This window comes from Nostocoides sp. (assembly GCF_035343835.1).
GTDB lineage: Bacteria > Actinomycetota > Actinomycetes > Actinomycetales > Dermatophilaceae > Nostocoides_A > Nostocoides_A vanveenii.
Window position 1 is genome coordinate 1 of the sequence record NZ_DAOQZV010000045.1, and the last position, 17,119, is coordinate 17,119.

At 70.6% G+C, this 17,119-nt stretch carries 15 protein-coding genes and 1 tRNA gene; 15 read left to right on the forward strand and 1 reads right to left on the reverse strand.

The window, feature by feature from the left end; genetic code table 11:
- From mfd to PKH97_RS05165, 6 genes are all read left to right on the forward strand, one after another.
- A partial coding sequence (gene mfd, locus PKH97_RS05140) for a transcription-repair coupling factor (protein ID WP_324386332.1) occupies positions 1 to 3,501 on the forward strand: 3,501 nt, incomplete at its 5' end.
- Complete coding sequence (locus PKH97_RS05145) at positions 3,498 to 4,001, forward strand: hypothetical protein (protein WP_324386333.1); 504 nt, start codon at positions 3,498 to 3,500, stop codon at positions 3,999 to 4,001. The genes mfd and PKH97_RS05145, both read left to right, overlap by 4 nt.
- Before the next feature lie 2 nt (positions 4,002 to 4,003).
- Positions 4,004 to 4,738: a MazG nucleotide pyrophosphohydrolase domain-containing protein gene (locus PKH97_RS05150; RefSeq protein WP_324386334.1), complete on the forward strand. Its 735-nt coding sequence runs from the start codon at positions 4,004 to 4,006 to the stop codon at positions 4,736 to 4,738.
- Between the two features lie 95 nt (positions 4,739 to 4,833).
- Entirely contained in the window at positions 4,834 to 5,775 is a 942-nt protein-coding gene (locus PKH97_RS05155; protein ID WP_324386335.1) for a carbohydrate kinase family protein, read from the forward strand.
- The gene (locus PKH97_RS05160; RefSeq protein WP_324386336.1) at positions 5,772 to 6,683 is read left to right on the forward strand and encodes a pseudouridine-5'-phosphate glycosidase; all 912 of its coding nucleotides are present in this window, start codon (positions 5,772 to 5,774) and stop codon (positions 6,681 to 6,683) included. The genes PKH97_RS05155 and PKH97_RS05160 overlap by 4 nt, the downstream gene beginning before the upstream one ends.
- 272 nt (positions 6,684 to 6,955) lie before the next feature.
- The gene (locus PKH97_RS05165; protein ID WP_324386337.1) at positions 6,956 to 7,660 is read left to right on the forward strand and encodes a lysoplasmalogenase; all 705 of its coding nucleotides are present in this window, start codon (positions 6,956 to 6,958) and stop codon (positions 7,658 to 7,660) included.
- Here the strand turns inward: PKH97_RS05165 and PKH97_RS05170 are convergent.
- Positions 7,645 to 9,933, reverse strand: coding sequence for a hypothetical protein (locus tag PKH97_RS05170; protein ID WP_324386338.1), 2,289 nt, complete (start codon positions 9,931 to 9,933; stop codon positions 7,645 to 7,647). The genes PKH97_RS05165 and PKH97_RS05170 overlap by 16 nt on opposite strands.
- Before the next feature lie 148 nt (positions 9,934 to 10,081).
- Between PKH97_RS05170 and PKH97_RS05175 the strand changes: the two genes are divergently transcribed.
- From PKH97_RS05175 to PKH97_RS05215, 9 genes are all read left to right on the forward strand, one after another.
- Positions 10,082 to 10,573, forward strand: coding sequence for a sigma-70 family RNA polymerase sigma factor (locus PKH97_RS05175; RefSeq protein WP_324386339.1), 492 nt, complete (start codon positions 10,082 to 10,084; stop codon positions 10,571 to 10,573).
- 1 nt (position 10,574) lies between these two features.
- A complete protein-coding gene (locus PKH97_RS05180; protein ID WP_324386340.1) occupies positions 10,575 to 11,684 on the forward strand; it encodes a hypothetical protein in 1,110 nt (369 codons plus the stop codon).
- 194 nt (positions 11,685 to 11,878) lie between these two features.
- The gene (eno, locus tag PKH97_RS05185; protein WP_324386341.1) at positions 11,879 to 13,165 is read left to right on the forward strand and encodes a phosphopyruvate hydratase; all 1,287 of its coding nucleotides are present in this window, start codon (positions 11,879 to 11,881) and stop codon (positions 13,163 to 13,165) included.
- 131 nt (positions 13,166 to 13,296) lie between these two features.
- Positions 13,297 to 13,671: a septum formation initiator family protein gene (locus PKH97_RS05190; RefSeq protein ID WP_324386342.1), complete on the forward strand. Its 375-nt coding sequence runs from the start codon at positions 13,297 to 13,299 to the stop codon at positions 13,669 to 13,671.
- Complete coding sequence (locus tag PKH97_RS05195) at positions 13,668 to 14,165, forward strand: DUF501 domain-containing protein (RefSeq protein WP_324386343.1); 498 nt, start codon at positions 13,668 to 13,670, stop codon at positions 14,163 to 14,165. Before PKH97_RS05190 ends, PKH97_RS05195 begins: the two co-directional genes overlap by 4 nt.
- A gap of 2 nt (positions 14,166 to 14,167) precedes the next feature.
- Entirely contained in the window at positions 14,168 to 15,115 is a 948-nt protein-coding gene (locus PKH97_RS05200) for a Ppx/GppA phosphatase family protein (RefSeq protein ID WP_324386344.1), read from the forward strand.
- Between the two features lie 377 nt (positions 15,116 to 15,492).
- Positions 15,493 to 15,566: transfer RNA gene (locus PKH97_RS05205), tRNA-Leu, on the forward strand.
- 142 nt (positions 15,567 to 15,708) lie between these two features.
- A complete protein-coding gene (locus PKH97_RS05210; RefSeq protein ID WP_324386345.1) occupies positions 15,709 to 16,557 on the forward strand; it encodes a Bax inhibitor-1/YccA family protein in 849 nt (282 codons plus the stop codon).
- The gene (locus PKH97_RS05215; RefSeq protein WP_324386346.1) at positions 16,554 to 16,904 is read left to right on the forward strand and encodes a hypothetical protein; all 351 of its coding nucleotides are present in this window, start codon (positions 16,554 to 16,556) and stop codon (positions 16,902 to 16,904) included. Before PKH97_RS05210 ends, PKH97_RS05215 begins: the two co-directional genes overlap by 4 nt.
- Positions 16,905 to 17,119: the final 215 nt, after the last annotated feature.

The window sequence follows — 17,119 nt, forward strand, 5'->3', positions numbered from 1 at the left end:
GCGCCCCTGCTCGCGCTGGCCGCCGGCGACCGGCCGGTAGTTTTGGCCGTGACCGCGACGGCCCGCGAGGCTGAGGACCTGGCCGCCGCGCTCGCGAGCTATCTGCCAGCCGAGACGGTCGCGACCTTCCCGAGCTGGGAGACGCTGCCGCACGAGCGGCTCTCGCCGCGCAGCGACACGGTCGGCCGCCGCCTGGCTGTCCTGCGCCGGCTCGCGCACCCGGTGGCCGATGACCCGGCGTTGGGGCCGATCCGTGTGCTGACCTGCTCGGTGCGCGCGCTTCTGCAGCCGATCGCCGTGGGTCTGGGCGAGTTGGTGCCGGTCGCCCTGCACGCGGGCGACAACCGCGCGCTCGAACTCGTGGCCGAGGATCTCGCCGCCGCGGCCTATACCCGCACCGACCTGGTCGAACGCCGCGGCGAGTTCGCGGTGCGCGGCGGCATCCTCGACGTCTTCCCGCCCACCGAGGAGCACCCGCTGCGCGTGGAGTTCTGGGGCGACACCGTCGAGGAGATCCGCTGGTTCAAGGTGGCCGACCAGCGCAGCCTGGAGATCGCCAGCCACGGCCTGTGGGCGCCGCCGTGCCGCGAGGTGCTGCTCACGGAGGCGGTCCGAGCTCGGGCCGCGGACCTGGCCCCGCAGTTGCCGGGCGTGCGCGATCTGCTGGAGAAGGTCGCCGAGGGCATCGCTGTCGAGGGCATGGAGTCGCTGGCCCCGGCGCTGGTCGAAGGCATGCAGCCGCTCGTCGACGTCCTCCCTGAGCGGGCGGCCGTGGCCATCGTCGATCCCGAGCGCTGCCGGGCCCGCGCGCACGATCTGGTCGCCACGAGCCAGGAGTTCCTGCAAGCGTCCTGGAGCAATGCGGCCGCCGGCAACGCCGTGCCGATCGACCTGCTGGGCGTGCTCGGCCTGGCGTCCTACTGGACCCTGCCGCAGGCGCGCGACCACGCGCTCGCCGCCGGCACCGGCTGGTGGAGCCTGGGCGGCTTCGACGCCGACGACGAGCTCGCGGCCTTCGGGGCCGAGGACACGCCGACCGCGCGGATCGAGGCGGTGGAGGCCACGGCATACCGGGGTCGGACCGAGGACGCGGTCGCCGACATCGCGGCCCTCGTGGCCGACGGCTGGCGGGTCCAGATCGTCACGGAGGGACCGGGCCTCGCGGGCCGCGTCGGTGAGGTGCTGGGGGAGCGCGGGATCGCGACCCGGCAGTCGGCCGTGCCGGAGGTGGGCATCGTTGCGGTGAGCACGGGCAGTGTGGGGCCGGGCTTCCGGCTCACCGACGGCGCCATCGCGCTGATCACCGAGACCGACCTGATGGGCACCGCTGCGGGTGGCGCATCGACCAAGGACATGCGACGGATGCCGTCGCGGCGCCGCGCTCAGGTCGACCCGCTCCAACTGCGCCCCGGCGACTATGTCGTGCACGAGCAGCATGGTGTCGGCCGCTTCGTCGAGATGATGCAGCGGACCGTCGCGGGGGCGACGCGCGAATATCTCGTCATCGAATACGCCTCGTCCAAGCGGGGCCAGCCGGCCGATCGTCTCTTCGTGCCCACCGACCAGCTCGACCAGGTCACCCGGTATGTCGGCGGCGAGGCACCCACCATCAACCGCCTCGGCGGCTCGGACTGGCAGCAGACCAAGCAGCGGGCGCGCAAGTACGTCCGGCAGATCGCGGCCGAGTTGATCCGGCTCTACAGCGCGCGGATGGCGACGGCGGGCCACGCCTTCGGCCCGGATACGCCCTGGCAGCGGGAGCTCGAGGACGCCTTCGCCTATGCCGAGACCCCTGACCAGCTCTCCTCGATCGACGAGGTCAAGGCCGACATGGAACGTCCGGTCCCGATGGACCGGCTGATCTGTGGCGACGTTGGTTACGGCAAGACCGAGATCGCCGTCCGCGCGGCCTTCAAGGCGATCCAGGACGGCAAGCAGGTCGCCGTCTTGGTGCCTACTACCTTGCTCGTTCAGCAGCACCTCAACACCTTCAGCGAACGGTATGCCGGCTTCCCCGTCGTCGTGCACGCCCTCTCCCGCTTCCAGAGCGACCGCGAGGCGCGGGCGGTTCTCGCCGGCCTCGCGGACGGCTCCATCGACCTGGTTATCGGCACCCACCGGCTGCTCGGCTCAGAGGTCCGCTTCAAGGATCTCGGCCTGGTCGTCGTCGATGAGGAGCAACGCTTCGGCGTCGAGCACAAGGAGCAACTCAAGGCGCTGCGGACCGCTGTCGACGTGCTCTCGATGTCGGCCACGCCGATCCCGCGCACGCTGGAGATGGCCGTCACCGGCATCCGCGAGATGTCCACTCTCGCAACGCCACCGGAGGAGCGGCACCCGATCCTGACCTTCGTCGGCGGTTATGACGAGAAGCAGATCACCGCGGCCATCCGGCGCGAGTTGCTGCGCGACGGCCAGGTCTTCTATGTCCACAACAAGGTCTCGACCATCGAGCGCGCCGCCGCCCGGCTGCGCGAGCTGATCCCCGAGGCGCGCATCGCCACCGCCCACGGCAAGATGGGCGAACACCGGCTCGAAAAGGTCGTCGTCGACTTCTGGGAGCGCGAGTTCGACGTGCTCGTCTGCACCACCATCGTCGAAACCGGCCTGGACATCTCCAATGCCAACACCCTGATCGTCGAGCGCGCCGATCAACTCGGCCTCTCGCAGCTGCACCAGCTGCGCGGCCGGGTCGGACGGGGCCGCGAACGGGCATACGCCTATTTCCTCTATCCGCCCGAGAAGCCGCTGACCGAGACGGCGATCGAGCGGCTGCAGACCATCGCCGCGAACACCGACCTCGGCGCCGGCATGCAGGTGGCGATGAAGGACCTGGAGATCCGCGGCGCTGGCAATCTGCTCGGCGGCGAGCAGTCCGGCCATATCGCCGGAGTCGGTTTCGACCTCTATGTCCGCCTCGTCGGCGAGGCGGTCTCCGCCTTCCGGGGCGAGCAGGAGGAGCCCGCCACCGAGTTGAGCATCGAGTTGCCCGTCGACGCCCACTTGCCGCACACCTATCTCCCGGGGGAGCGGCTGCGGCTAGAGGCCTACAAGAAGCTCGCCGCGGTGACCTCCGAGGCCGAACTGGCCGAGGTGAGCGCCGAGCTGGTCGACCGGTATGGGCCGCTGCCCGAGCCGGTCTCGAATCTGGTGGCCGTCGCGCGCCTGCGCATCCTCGCCCGGCAGGCTGGGGTCGCCGAGATCGCCGTTCAGGGCACGAATGTGCGCTTCGCGCCGGTCACGCTGCGCGATAGCCAGCAGTTGCGCCTGCAGCGGCTCTACCCGAAGTCGCTGTACAAAGATGGAATCCGTACGATGCTGGTGCCGAAGCCGATGACGGCGCGCGTGGGTGGCAAGCCCCTGCGTGACCTCGCGGTGCTGGCCTGGGCGAGCGACTTGATTCGCGCGGTCTTGCTGGACGAGATCGGCGTGTCGGGACGGGTGGCACAGGAGAGCGCCGGGCCGCAGGTGACCCGCAGTAACGAGAGAAGGAACCGATGACCCTCAGCACCTCCCGCCGTGCTCGCGTCCGCGCGTCCGCTGCCCTCGCGGTCGGCGCCGCCGTGCTGCTGACCGGCTGCGGCCAGAGCGATGTTGCGGCCAAGGTCGGTGACCGGGTGATCTCCGAGAACGCCGCGCGCGTTGCGGCCGAGCAGATCCGTGCCAACTTCGATGCCGGCACCTTCGGCACCCCCGAAGCCGTCCGCTCACTGATCAGCGCGCCGCTGATCATCGCCGCAGGCGAGAAGGCCGGGGTGCCGTTCAGCGTCGAGGCCGCCAAGGCCGCCTTCGCCAAGACGAGCGACCCCTCGCCCGAGGCCATCGAGTTGCTGCGCGCGAACTATGTGGCCTCGCAGATGCAGGGGCAGCCCGCCCTGTCCGAGGTCAGTGCCGAGTTGCTGAAGTCGAAGATCGTCATCAACCCGCGCTATGGCACCTGGGATGCCAAGACGGCGGACATCGTCGACTCGGCCCCGAACTGGCTCAAGGCGACCTCCTGATCGTGCCTGCGTCCGGCCTGACCCTGCTGCTGACCAGCGTGCGGGTCGCGCCCGGCCTGCTCACCCGCGATGCCTGGCGGGCGGTGGAGGTGGCCCGGGTGCTGGGTCGGGAGGACACCGAGCCGGTCGTCGAGGCAATGCGCGGCTGCGGCGTGGACGTGGAGTGCGTGGCGGTCGCGCCCCCGCAGTTGGCCCGGCTGCTCATCGACGCGGGCCGCGAACGCCCGGTGGTCTGGCTGACCAGCGCCGACGGTGACCCTGGCCTGACCGACGCCATCGCCGGCGAGGTGTCGGTGCTTAAGGACCCGCCCACGGTGGAGGTGATCGTCGGCTCGTACGACGTGCCCGGCTCGGCCCTGCTCGACGTCGTCGCCTGCATGGACCGGTTGCGCAGCCCGGGAGGCTGCCCGTGGGATGCTGCTCAGACCCATGAGACGCTCGCCCCCTATCTGACCGAGGAGGCCGCCGAGACGGTCGAGGCGATCGCGTCCGGGGATCGCAAGCACCTGATCGAGGAGCTCGGCGATGTGCTCCTGCAGGTCGCCTTCCATGCCCGGGTCGGCGAGGAGGACCCCACCGACCCCTTCACGATCGACGATGTCGCGACCGGGCTGGTCGCCAAGCTGGTGCGCCGGCATCCGCATGTCTTCGCCGACGGCACAGCGAGCACGCCCGAGGAGGTCGAGGCCGCCTGGGCCGAGATCAAGGCCGCCGAGAAGGCCGCGAAGCCGGCTTAGGGGTAGCTCGCACCGGTCGAGAGTCGGCGACACGCGGGCCTGGGCGCCCACCGCGGCGTGTCCCCGACGCTCGTCGGTGGATAAGGTTGGGCCCCATGTCCGCACGCGTCCTCAGTGTCGGTGGAGCGATCCTCGACGTGCTCTGCCTCAGCCACGACGACCCGATCCCGGGCACCTCCAACCCCGGCAGAATCACGACTGCGGCCGGTGGCGTAGCGCGCAATTTCGCCGAGAATCTCGCCCGCCTCGGCACCCCGGTCAGCCTTATCTCGGCTTTGGCCGACGACCCCGCCGGCATCGCCGTGCGCGCCCGCTGCGTCGATGCCGGCATCGACATGGAGCACGTCGTGGCGGCCGGCCACGGAACCGGCATCTACTCCGCCATCCTGACGCCTGAGGGCGAACTCTCGGTCGCGATCTCGGACCTGGCAGCGACCGAGGAGATCACGCTCGACCAGACCGTCACGGCAACCGACCGGCTCTCTGCCCAAGACATCGTCTTCGTGGACGGCAACCTGCGGCCCGAGGTGGCCGAGGGGATCCTGGCCGCCGCCCACCGAGCCGGAGCGCGCACCATCGCCGAGCCGGTCAGTGTGCCGAAGGCGCAGCGGCTCCGGGCCACGCTCGTGGCCCAGCCGCCGTGGCTGGTCACCCCAAATATCGAGGAACTCGTCGCCCTGACCGGCGGGCCGGTCAACTATGCGCGCGTCGGTGAGTCCGCCGCCCGCCTGCTCGACCTCGGGGTCACCTATGTCTGGGTGCGGCTGGGCCGCTCCGGCAGCGCCCTGTCCTGGCGCGACGAGGCCGGAGAGGTCTCGTCGCTCGCCTTCGCTGCCCCGGTCGTCCCGGTGACCAATGTGACCGGGGCTGGCGACGCGATGACCGCGGGGTTCATCCACGCTCTGCTGCGCGGGAGCACGCCGGCGGCGGCCGCGGCATACGGTCATATCGTCTCGGCACTCACCGTCGCGAGCGGGGAAGTCGTCCGCTCCGATCTGTCGGAGGCGCTGGTCGCCGAGAGCGGCGGGAGCCTGTGAGCCGCCTCGCGATCGCCGAGGAGGTGGCCGACGCGCTCGCCGCGGGCGGACCGGTCGTGGCGCTGGAGTCGACCATCATCAGTCACGGGATGCCGTATCCCGACAATGTGGCGATGGCGCTGGAGGTCGAGGCGATCATTCGCGCCGGCGGGGCGACGCCAGCGACCATCGCCGTCCTGGACGGGATCCCGCGCATCGGATTGAGCCGCGACGAACTCGAGCTGCTCGCCACGGACCCGCACGTCACCAAGGTCAGCGTCCGCGACCTGCCGTATGTCGTCTCCACCGGTCGGCACGGCGCCACCACAGTCGCCGCCACCATGCGGTTGGCAGCGCTCGCGGGGATCCGGATCTTTGTCACCGGCGGACTCGGCGGCGTCCACCGGGGAGCGGAGTCCTCGATGGACGTCAGCGCCGACGTGACCGAACTGAGCGTCACCGATGTCGCCGTCATCAGCGCCGGAGTGAAGTCGATCCTCGACATCGGCCGGACCCTGGAGGTGCTCGAGACGCTCGGTGTGCCGGTCGTCGGCTATGGCAGCGGTGAGTTCCCGTCCTTCTATTCACGGATCTCCGGCCACCGCGTGCCGATGCGGCTGGACACGCCCGCCGAGCTGGCCGCACTGCTGCACACGAAATGGGAGCTCGGCATCTCCGGCGGCGTGGCGATCGCGAATCCCGTTGCGGCCGAAGACGAAATTCCGGCCGAGGAGATGGCCTCGGTGATCGACCGGGCGCTGGCGGACTGCGCCGAGCGGGGCATCATCGGCAAGGACATCACGCCCTACCTGCTGGGCCGGATCGTGGAATTGACCGACGGTGCGTCACTGCGCACCAATATCGCGCTCGTGCGCGGCAACGCCCGGCTCGGTGCCGCCCTCGCCGTGGCCTACGCTGCCCTCCCGTAACCATCGCTGGTTGCCTAGACCTGCCCTCCTCCCGTCGAGTGGCCGGTTCAGGGTCGTCGAGTGGCCGGTTCAGGGTCGTCGAGTGGCCCGCCGACCTTTGAGAATGGCAGCGTTCTGCGACCCTTGCATGATTGTGCATCCGTTGCAGGGTTCTAGCCATGCACGGATAGGCAAACCCTGCACGTGCCGTCAGACGTTGCCATTCTCCGGGGGTGGACGAGGGCGCAACCGCGCGTCGTCTGCCTGGGGGCGCGCGGCATATGGTTCGCGGTATGCGGCGCCCTTCGTTGGTCCGCCCGTTGACGATCACGTATGCCGTGGTGGCCGCGGCCGACACCGTGTTGGCCGGCAGCGGAGATCCACGTGCGCACCGGGCTCGCCTGGTTACCAAGCCCCTGCTCATGCCCGTTCTCGCGGCCGCCTTTGCGGTCGATCCTCGCGGCCGCCGTTCGCCGCTGGGCCGCCCGACCCGCGTGGCGCAGCTGGCGGGCTGGATCGGTGACCTCGCCCTGCTGCGCTCGGGCACGAGCGCCTTTCTGACCGGGATGGGCGCCTTTGCGGCCGGGCAGGCGTCCTACCTCTCCGGCTTCCGCCACCATCGGGCGGCCCGGGTCTGGCGCACACCGATCGGCGGGGCCACCGCGCTCGCCTTCGCCGCTACCGGGCCCGTCCTCGCCGTCGGCGCCGCCCAGCAGGATCCTGTTCTCGGGCCGGGCGTCCTGACCTATGCCGCTCTGGTGACGGCGATGGCTGCGCATGCCGGCAATCTCGCACCGTCCGTGCCGATCGCGGCACGGCGGGCGACAGCGGCCGGCGGGCTCGCCTTTCTCGCCTCCGACACGCTCTTGGGGATCGGGCAGTTCGCCCTGACCGACCCACCGGCCTGGCTCGAGTGCGCGGTCATGGCGACCTACGCGACCGCGCAATACCTGCTCGCCGAGGGTGCCCTCCGCGCGGCGCCTCAGAGCGCCGAGTAGGGCACGGTCACCGGCCACCCCGCATACTGCTCGGCCCCGGATTCGGCCGTATGCCAGGGCCAGCACTCGATGCGCACCGTCTTGGCGTCGTGGTCGAAGACCAGCAGCCCGAAGCCCTCACGCTTCAAGCCGCGATCACCGAAGTCCTGGCGCGGCGGCGGGTAGTACTGCCACAACTCCTTCAGCGTGAACTTCGGATTGGCTACGGCGAGCACCCGCACCCGGTTGCCGAAGGCATCGGTGAAGTCGCCGGTGTTCGGCGTATCTCCCGGATTGGGCAACGCCGCCTCCGGCGCGAACCAGCGCTGGAAGCTGCTCGACCCGGCGGGTGGGGTGAACTGCAGCGGCCCATCGGCGAAGCCCGCGATCCCGTGGCGCACCAGGTGACCCACGTGCTGGTCGCCCGCGACGATGAGGGCATGCGCGGCCTGGGCCAGGCGCACTGCCCGCGCCCGCCCCTCGGGCGGCCAGCCGTGGGTGTCCGGGTCCGCGCGCGGCGTGCCATTGGCATTGGTCAGCACGCACGCCCAGGTCGATCCGGTCAAGATGACCTTGGGCATCCCGGCGTGCATCCCCGCCCACGTCGACAGGAAGGTTTCCTGCCGGGCACCGAGCAGTTCGAGGGCCCCGCCGCCCGGAGCTACCGGCCCGGTCTTGAACTTGCGGTCCTCGACGATCGCGAAACTCGTTCCGCCGTAGGCGAATGCGGCATAACCGACGGTGATCCCCTGCGCGACCGGCCTGGGATCGAAGCGGTCGGGGTTGTGCCAGCTCGACATGCGCTGCACTAGGTTGACCCAGCTCGCGGCATTGACATAGCCCCCGGTCTTCGGATCGGTCGTCGCGATGCCGCCCTCCCCGAAGAGATTGGGCTGGTAGACATCGTGGTCGTCGGTGAGCACGATCGTCGGCAGCCGCCGCGTGAGTGGGCGCATGGCCCAGTGCCACAGCAGGAATTTGTAGAGGAAGTCCAGCTCCGGAGCTGCGCTCTTGTCCTTCGCCGTGGGTGAGGTCTCGTAGAGCTGATCACCATGCGCCACAAGGAGATCCGGGCGTTGGGCGGCGATGGAGGCCATGATCTCGTTGTGCGGGAAGTAGATATTGCGCTTGCTGTAGAGATCGAGCGCAACGCTGCCGGGCAAACGCGCCTGCCACGGGGTGACCGAGTCCAGGGGCCGGTGGCTCGCCTTGAGGCAGTTGAGGCTCGCCACGCGCAGCCCGGCCCGCGGTGCCGCCGGGATCGTCCCGCTGTAGAGCACCTGACCACTCCCGACGATCCGGTATCCCGTGGGGGCAGACGTATCGATCCCCTTGGCATAGAACAGGGCGGTGTAGCCGGGTCCGATCGTGCTGGTGCCCAGGCGGGTCCAGACACCGGCGCGTTGGACCTCCAGACTCAGGCCAGGCAGCGTCCGCGGATCCAACGGCATCAATTGCACCGTCATCCGCAGCGTGCCGCCGACCGCGGTGAAGAGCGTCCCGACCACCGGCCCGAGAGCCCGGTCCGGGATCACGGTCACGCCGCTCGCGGTGAACCCGGTCAGCCAGTAACGGGCCTCGGAGCCGTCGCGTGAACTCGAAATCAGCGCGATCCCGCCGCGCACCCGCGCCCACGGCACACTCGCGAGCGTGGCGCGCTGGCGCACCTCCCCGGACGCGGTCGCCGCCACCGAGAGGCTCAGCGTCACGGAGTCGGCGGACACTGGCCGGCAGGTCAACCGCAGCGTCAGGTCCTCGCTTGCCGTCCTCGGCTGCGCGGCACCGACGACGCTCGCCGGCAGCTGCTGCCACAGGAACTGATCGCCTTCAGCCGTATGGTCGCGGAAGCCCACCGCGCCGCTCTGGTCGACTGCGGCAATCAGCCCGCCGCCGATCCCGCTCGCCGAGCCGAGAAGCGCGCGGCGGCGCGCATCCTCACCCGGTATGCCGGTGCCCACCACGAAGCCGGACAGCCCGTTCCCCAGGGTCACTGTGCCCGTGCGCACCGACAGATCGAAGGACATGCCCTGGATCTCGTGGGTCAGGACCGCGATTGTGCGCCCGACCGTCGATCCGGTGGCCGCCACGCACTCCATCCGCCCGGCTCGCACCAGCCAGTCCTGGAGCCGGTTGCCCCAGAACCGGTCGCCGAGCCAGTGCGCCGACCCGGCCGCGACATCCAGGGCCTCCGCCGCTGCGGGAATTGCCCCCAGCCCGCCGATCGCGGCCGTCCCCCCGAGAAAGGTGCGCCGCGTCAATGCGCTGATGACCTGTGAAGACTCGACTCCCGCCATACCCAGCGAGTGTGGCACGGCTGCGGCCAGATTTCCCGCCCGATGCCACCAACCCCTGATATGCACCGGAAGACTTCCCGTGCATACGAGGGTTTAACCATGCTCATGCAGCGAAACACGCCCGGTCAGCGTTGAGAAGGGTGTGAGCGTGCAGACCGAGCAGAGCTACGACCGTCTCGTCACGGCCGCGGCCCCCGCTCTGCTCCGTCTGGCCTATCTGCTGACCGGCAACACCCCGGATGCCGAGGACCTCCTCCAGGACACCCTGCTCGCCACCCAGCGCCACGCCGTTGCGATTGCGGAGATGGCCGCGCCCACGGCCTACCTGCGTCGAGCCCTCCTGAACACCTTCCTCTCCGGCCGCCGGCGCGCGACTCGCCGTCCGCGACTCGTCGCCCTCGACGCCGACCCGCCGGCCGCGCCCGTCGTCCCCGATCGCCTCGGCGCCGTCTGGCAACACCTCGCCGCGCTGCCACCCAAACAGCGCGCCACCCTCGTGCTTCGCTACTACGCCGGTATGCCGGACCACGAGATCGCCGCGACCCTCGGCTCATCCGAGTCCACCGTCCGCTCCAATGCCGCCCGCGCCCTCGCGACGCTGCGCACCCACCTGGCCGGCATCCCCCGGGAGGAGATGTGAGATGACCACGCCCACCGACACCGACCTCGAGGACCTGCTCCGCACGACATTCGAGACGTATGCAGCTCACCCCGACCCGCAGCGCGCCCAGGCGCTGGCGGCCACCGTCGCCGACGCGCCACCGCGGCGCCGCTGGACCCCGGTCCTGCTGGCCGCCGGTGTCGCCGGTGCACTGGTCCTGGGGGGAGGGGTGATCTGGTCGCAGATGCGGCCGGCGCCATCGGGGGCGAGCGTGGCACCGACATCGGGCGCAACCCGTGGCGCATATCCGCCGCCGCAGACATCCACCGACATCGATCCGGCGGTCCTCGCCCAGGCCGAGGCGGCCGCGAACCGCACCAGCTCGGAAGCCGCCGTCGAGCAGCTCCGGGCTGCCGCTATCGCCCGGCTCCCCGCCGGGGCCCAGCGCACCGAGGTGACGATCGCGGCCGGTGAGACCCTCCAGAGCGTTTTCGGCAATCTCGTCTACCGGGCCGAGGGCCTACAGGTCGACGAACCGGTCGCCCAGGTGCTGGACCGGCTGCGCATGGCGGGATTGCCCGGGATGGCTCCCTCCGACGACAGTAGCTACGAATTGCCCAACGGCGCGACCGTGCACAGCCTCAGCTTCCAGCGCGCCGGCACCGCTGCCCACACCGCGCTGCACCTGCGGTATGCCGTCGTCCCCGACGGCCGGAGCAGCCTCGTCAAGGTCGAGATCGGCACCTCGTGGCGGCCGGCGCGCTCGGTCCGCGTGGGCGCGGGCGGCGTCCTGAGCGCATCGGTCGACCTGGTCGATGCCTCGGGCGCTGTCGACCCACGCACCCGCGCGCTCACGCCGCGCCAGGTCACCTCCTTCGTCGACGCCCTCAACTCCTGGTACCCCGCGCCGCCGGTCGACGCCCCGGGCCTGTGTCCGCTCGCCCCCGACGCCGGCTCGCGGGTCGTCCTGGACTCGCGTCATTGGAACATCACCTTGACTCCCCAGCCCTGCAGCGGCAGCGTCGTCGTCACCACGACGTCCGGAGGCGGCCTCCAGACGGCCGGGCAGCCGACCCCGGCGCCCGTCGTCAGCTACCTGGAGGACTGGGCGCGCCTGCGCGCCGTGCTGGACAGCCTCGGCATCCGCTGACGGCGACGAACCCTGCAACGGGAACAGAACGCTGCCATTGTCGAGGCCCCCCGAGCCCGCCCCGTGCCCACCCCGAGACGGCCGGTTGCCGACCCGATCGGAAGGTGGCGGTCAGCGCGGCGGTGCGGCGGGCGGCATACGGGCTCCACTACGCTGGGAGGCAAGTCCACCACCCACTTATGTAGGAGCCTGTTGTGGCCAGCATCGAAGCCATCGTCGCCCGCGAGATCCTCGACTCGCGCGGCAATCCCACGGTCGAGGTCGAGGTCGGCCTCGACGACGGCACCGTCGCCCGCGCGGCCGTCCCGAGCGGTGCCTCGACCGGTGCCTTCGAGGCCGTCGAGCGCCGCGACGGCGACAAGGGCCGCTACCTCGGCAAGGGCGTCGAGCAGGCGGTCGACGCCGTCATGGAGGAGATCGCCCCCAAGCTCTACGGCTTCGACGCCGCCGACCAGCGGCTGATCGACGATGAGATGCTCGCCCTGGACGGCACCGCCAACAAGGGCGAACTCGGCGCCAACGCCATCCTCGGCGTCTCGCTGGCCGTCGCCAAGGCCGCCGCCGACTCCGCCGGCCTGCCGCTCTTCCGCTATATCGGGGGTCCCAACGCCCGGCTGCTGCCCGTGCCGATGATGAACATCCTCAACGGCGGCAGCCACGCCGACTCCAATGTCGACATCCAGGAGTTCATGATCGCCCCGATCGGCGCCGGAAGTTTCCGCGAGGCGTTGCGCTGGGGCGCCGAGGTCTACCACCAGCTCAAGTCCGTGCTCAAGGCCAAAGGCCTGGCGACCGGGCTTGGCGACGAAGGCGGCTTCGCGCCCAACCTGGAGTCCAACGCCGCCGCGCTCGACCTGATCATGGAGGCGATCAAGGGCGCCGGCTACGAGCCCGGCAAGGACATCGCCCTCGCCCTCGATGTCGCCGCCAGCGAGTTCCACAAGGACGGCTCCTATGCCTTCGAGGGCGGCACCAAGAGCGCCGCCGAAATGATCGACTACTACGCCGGACTGGTGGAGACCTACCCCCTGGTCTCCATCGAGGACCCGCTGAACGAGGACGACTGGGAGGGCTGGCACGCCATTACCGAGCGCCTCGGCGACCAGGTCCAGCTCGTCGGGGACGACCTCTTCGTCACCAACCCCGAGCGCCTGGGCCGCGGCATCGCCGAGGGCACCGCGAACGCATTGCTCGTCAAGGTCAACCAGATCGGCTCCCTCTCCGAGACCCTGGACGCCGTCGACATGGCCCACCGCGCCGGCTACCGCTGCATGATGAGCCACCGCTCCGGCGAGACCGAGGATGTCACCATCGCCGACCTCGCCGTCGCCACCAACTGCGGCCAGATCAAGACCGGCGCCCCGGCCCGCTCCGAGCGCGTCGCCAAATACAACCAGCTGCTGCGCATCGAGGAAGAGCTCGACGCCGCCGCCCTGTATGCCGGCGCGGGCGCCTTCCCGCGGTTCGCCGCCCAGAGCTGATGGCGAGCACCGGTCCCCGTCGCGGCCCGGCCACGCGTCCCAAAGGACGCGGGCCGGCCGCCCGGCCGCGCCCGGAAACGGAGGCGCCGGCCGAGGTCGCGCAGTGGCGCTCGACCGTCACGGTCGGACGGGTGATCGGCGCGCTGACGGTAGCCTTGATGCTCTTGTTGCTGCTCGGGCCGACCTTGAAGACCTATGTCGACCAGCGTGGCGAGATCGCGGCCCTGCAGGAGCACGTCGCCAAGCAACGGGCAGACGTCGCCGCGATGGAGAAGGAGAAGGCCCTCTGGTCCGACCCCGCCTATGTCGAGCAGCAGGCGCGCCAACGCCTGAAGTTCGTTAAGGTCGGTGAGAAGGCCTACAGCCTCATCGATGCCGACGCGGTTCCGACCTCAAAGGCCGCCGATCCCGTGCTCGACGCCGCGACCGCAAGCACGCACCCGTGGTACGGCCAGCTATGGGAGTCGGTCAAGACCTCCGACAACCCCCAGCGCTCGGCGGGATGACCGCCCCCGACCCGGCCGACATCGCCACGGTCGCCTGGCAGCTCGGTCGCGAGCCGCGGGGCGTGCTCGATATCGCCGATCGCTGCCCGTGCGGCGAGCCAGATGTCGTGCGCACCCGCCCCCGTTTGCCCGACGGCACGCCGTTCCCCACGACCTTCTATGCCACCTGTCCGCGGCTGACCGCGGCCATCAGCACCCTGGAATCCGCGGGGGTGATGAGGGCCATGGAGGCGCGGCTGGCCGACGACGCCGAGCTCGCCACGGCATACGGGAAGGCGCACGCGGACTATCTGCGGCGCCGCGCGCAGCTCGGTGACGTGCACGAGATCGAGGGCGTGTCGGCCGGTGGGATGCCGACGCGCGTCAAATGCCTGCACGTTCTGGTCGCCCACGCCCTGGCCGCCGGGCCGGGGGTCAATCCTCTCGGCGACGAAGCGCTCGCTCTACTGCCACAGTGGTGGTCGACCTCGCCCTGCGCCACGACCAAGGAGTAGCCATGCGCGTTGCCGCCGTCGATTGTGGGACCAACTCGATCCGCCTGCTGATCGCCGACGTCGATCCGGCGACCGGCGGCCTGCGCGATCTCGTGCGCCGGATGGAGATCGTGCGCCTCGGCCAGGGCGTCGATCGCACCGGCCGGCTCGACCCCGGGCGCATCGACGCTGCGCTCGCGATGTCGCGCGAGTATGCCGAGCAGTGCCGCACGTATGCCGTGGACGCCGTCCGCTTCGTCGCCACCTCCGCGTCGCGCGACGCGAGCAACGCGGGTGACTTCGTCACCGGCGTCGAGGCCGCCTTCGCCGATTTCGGTGTCAGTCCCGAGGTGGTCAGCGGATCCGAGGAAGCGACCCTGAGCTTCCAGGGCGCGACGGGTGACCTGCGCGCGGCCGGCATCAGCTCGCCCTATCTCGTCGTCGACATCGGCGGTGGGTCGACGGAGTTCGTGCTCGGCACCGAGTCCGTCGACGCGGCGATCTCGGTTGATGTCGGCTGTGTGCGGATCACCGAGCGGCAACTGCGCAGCGACCCGCCGACCCACGCCGAGATCGCCGAGGCCCGGGCGGATGTCGACGCCGCCCTGGACGTGGCCGCAGCGGCCGTCTCGATGGACCGCGCGCGCACGCTCGTGGGCCTGGCCGGCAGCGTCACGACGGTCACCGCCCACGCGCTGGTGCTGCCGTCCTATCAGCCGGAGCGCATCCACCTCTCGCGGTTGCAGCCGGACCTGGCACGCGCCGCGGCGGACGACATGCTGGCCATGACGCGGGCCGACCGGGCCGACCTGCCCTTCATGCATCCCGGCCGGGTCGACGTCATCGGCGGGGGCGCCTTGGTCTGGCGGGCCGTGATCGACCGGGTCACCGAGCTGGCCGGCCCGATCCCGGTGGTCACCTCCGAGCACGACATCCTCGACGGGATCGCACTCTCGCTCGTGCCGCGCTGACATTTGTGCCCGACGCGCGGCCGGTGACCGCCGCGACGGGCCGCGACCGGCGGCACCCGTTGCCGGCGTCCGTAGGGGCTGGCGGTGAACTGCTCCACGAACTGGCTCATCCCGTGCCAGGTCATCATCATCACCGCGGGCGATTGGCGGTGCGTTCGTCCATGTGACCCCCTCGTGATTGCGCCAGCGCCGGACTCGAAGCGACCGCCGCGATCGGGTCCGACACGGACGGCAAGCGGACAGCGGTGAACCCACGGCGCGGAGGTGTCTGCGACGAATCGTCGTGGCTACTTCCCGCCACCCTAGACGAGGGGCACGCGTGGCGCCCGACGAGATGGACCTGCGCGGGCCAGGCCCGCGCTGGTTATCCTGCATTCGCCCTCGTAGCCCAATGGCAGAGGCAGGCGACTTAAAATCGCTCCAGGTGCGGGTTCGACTCCCGTCGGGGGCACCGCGTGACGGTCACGGTCCCATCACAGACCTGCCTGAGCCGACGGCGCTCGTAGGGAACAAAAGAGGGGCTGTCCTACGCTTGATCTAACGACGTGCGACCCGCTCGGGTCGCCGCTGCTGTCTTTGGAGGACGAGCACTCATGGCGAGCAACCCGGTTTTCGACCGGATCGAGAAGGATTCCCGCAGCGGGTATGCCGGCTTCGGCAACGCCCCCCAGCAGGGATACGGCCAAAGCTACCCGCAGGCATACGGGCAGGTGTCCGACGCGCACCTGCAGGACATGTACAACCGGCCGTCCGCAGGCCCGCTGCAGACCGGCCGGGTGACGATGGACGACGTCGTCGTCAAAAGTCTGATCCTGTTCTCGATCGTGCTGGCGACCGGTGCCTTCGGCTGGATCGTCTCGGACCGCAACCAGGCGCTGGGCAGCATGTTCTGGATGGGCGGCATGATCGGCACCCTCATCCTGGGCCTGGTCATCGCGTTCAAGAAGACCATCAGCGTCCCGCTGATCCTGGCGTATGCCGTGCTCGAAGGCCTCTTCGTCGGCGCGGTCAGCAACTTCTTCAACGACGCCTTCGGCCCTGGGCTGGTCAGCACCGCGGTCGTCGCGACGCTCGCGACCTTCGCCGGCATGTTCCTGGCCTACAAGTCCGGCCTGATCAAGGTCACCAGCAAGTTCCGCCGGATCATCACGCTCGCGATCTTCGGCTACGCGATCTTCGCGGTCGTCAACTTTATCTTCGCGATGATCTCCGACACGCCCTTCGGTTTCGGTGGCACCGGCGGGCTCGGCATCGCCATTTCGCTCTTCGCCGTCGGTCTCGCGTCGCTCTCGCTGGCCCTGGACTTCGACTCCATCGACCAGGCCGTCCGCAGTGGCGCGCCGGCGCAGTACTCGTGGCTGCTCGCGCACGGCCTGATTGTCACCCTGGTGTGGCTCTACATCGAGTTCCTGCGGCTGCTCGCGCGGCTGCGGAGCGAGTGACCTCGCCCGTTCACCGTCCCGCGCCGGGGCTTGGTTCGCCAGGCCCCGGCGCGGTCGCGTCTGCCCCTTTCGCGTGGCCGGCCGAGGTCGACGCCGAGCTGACCCGGGTCGGACGCCGCTGGGCGCAATTGGACCTGGCCCGGGCGGCCGGTTCGGCGCTCGCGGTGCACGCGCTCGCGAGCCGGTATGCCGATCTAGTGCACCCGGACCACCCCCTGCCCGACCTCGGGCCGGCCGTGGTCGTGGACCAGCTGCGTGTCGTCACCTATGACGCCCTCGCGACCGGCGCCCTCGACCCTGCCCTGGCCGCCGCCGACCTGGCCACCTTGCGTCGCTCCCTGCCCTGAGCCACCCCCGTCGCGCAGCGCCCGCCCCCGGCCCTCGAGGGTGCAACCAAACCCTGCCGAGAACACGGGCGCCCTAGGTGACCGGTGCCCCTGCCGGCGTGGCGTCAGTTCGGCGACCCGTTGCGGGCCGCGCTCACCTCGGCCGCCGCGGACGGGTCCACGCCCCGCCCACGCGGTTCCGCTCCACCCGGGTGGGCATCGGCCTGCGGCGAGGC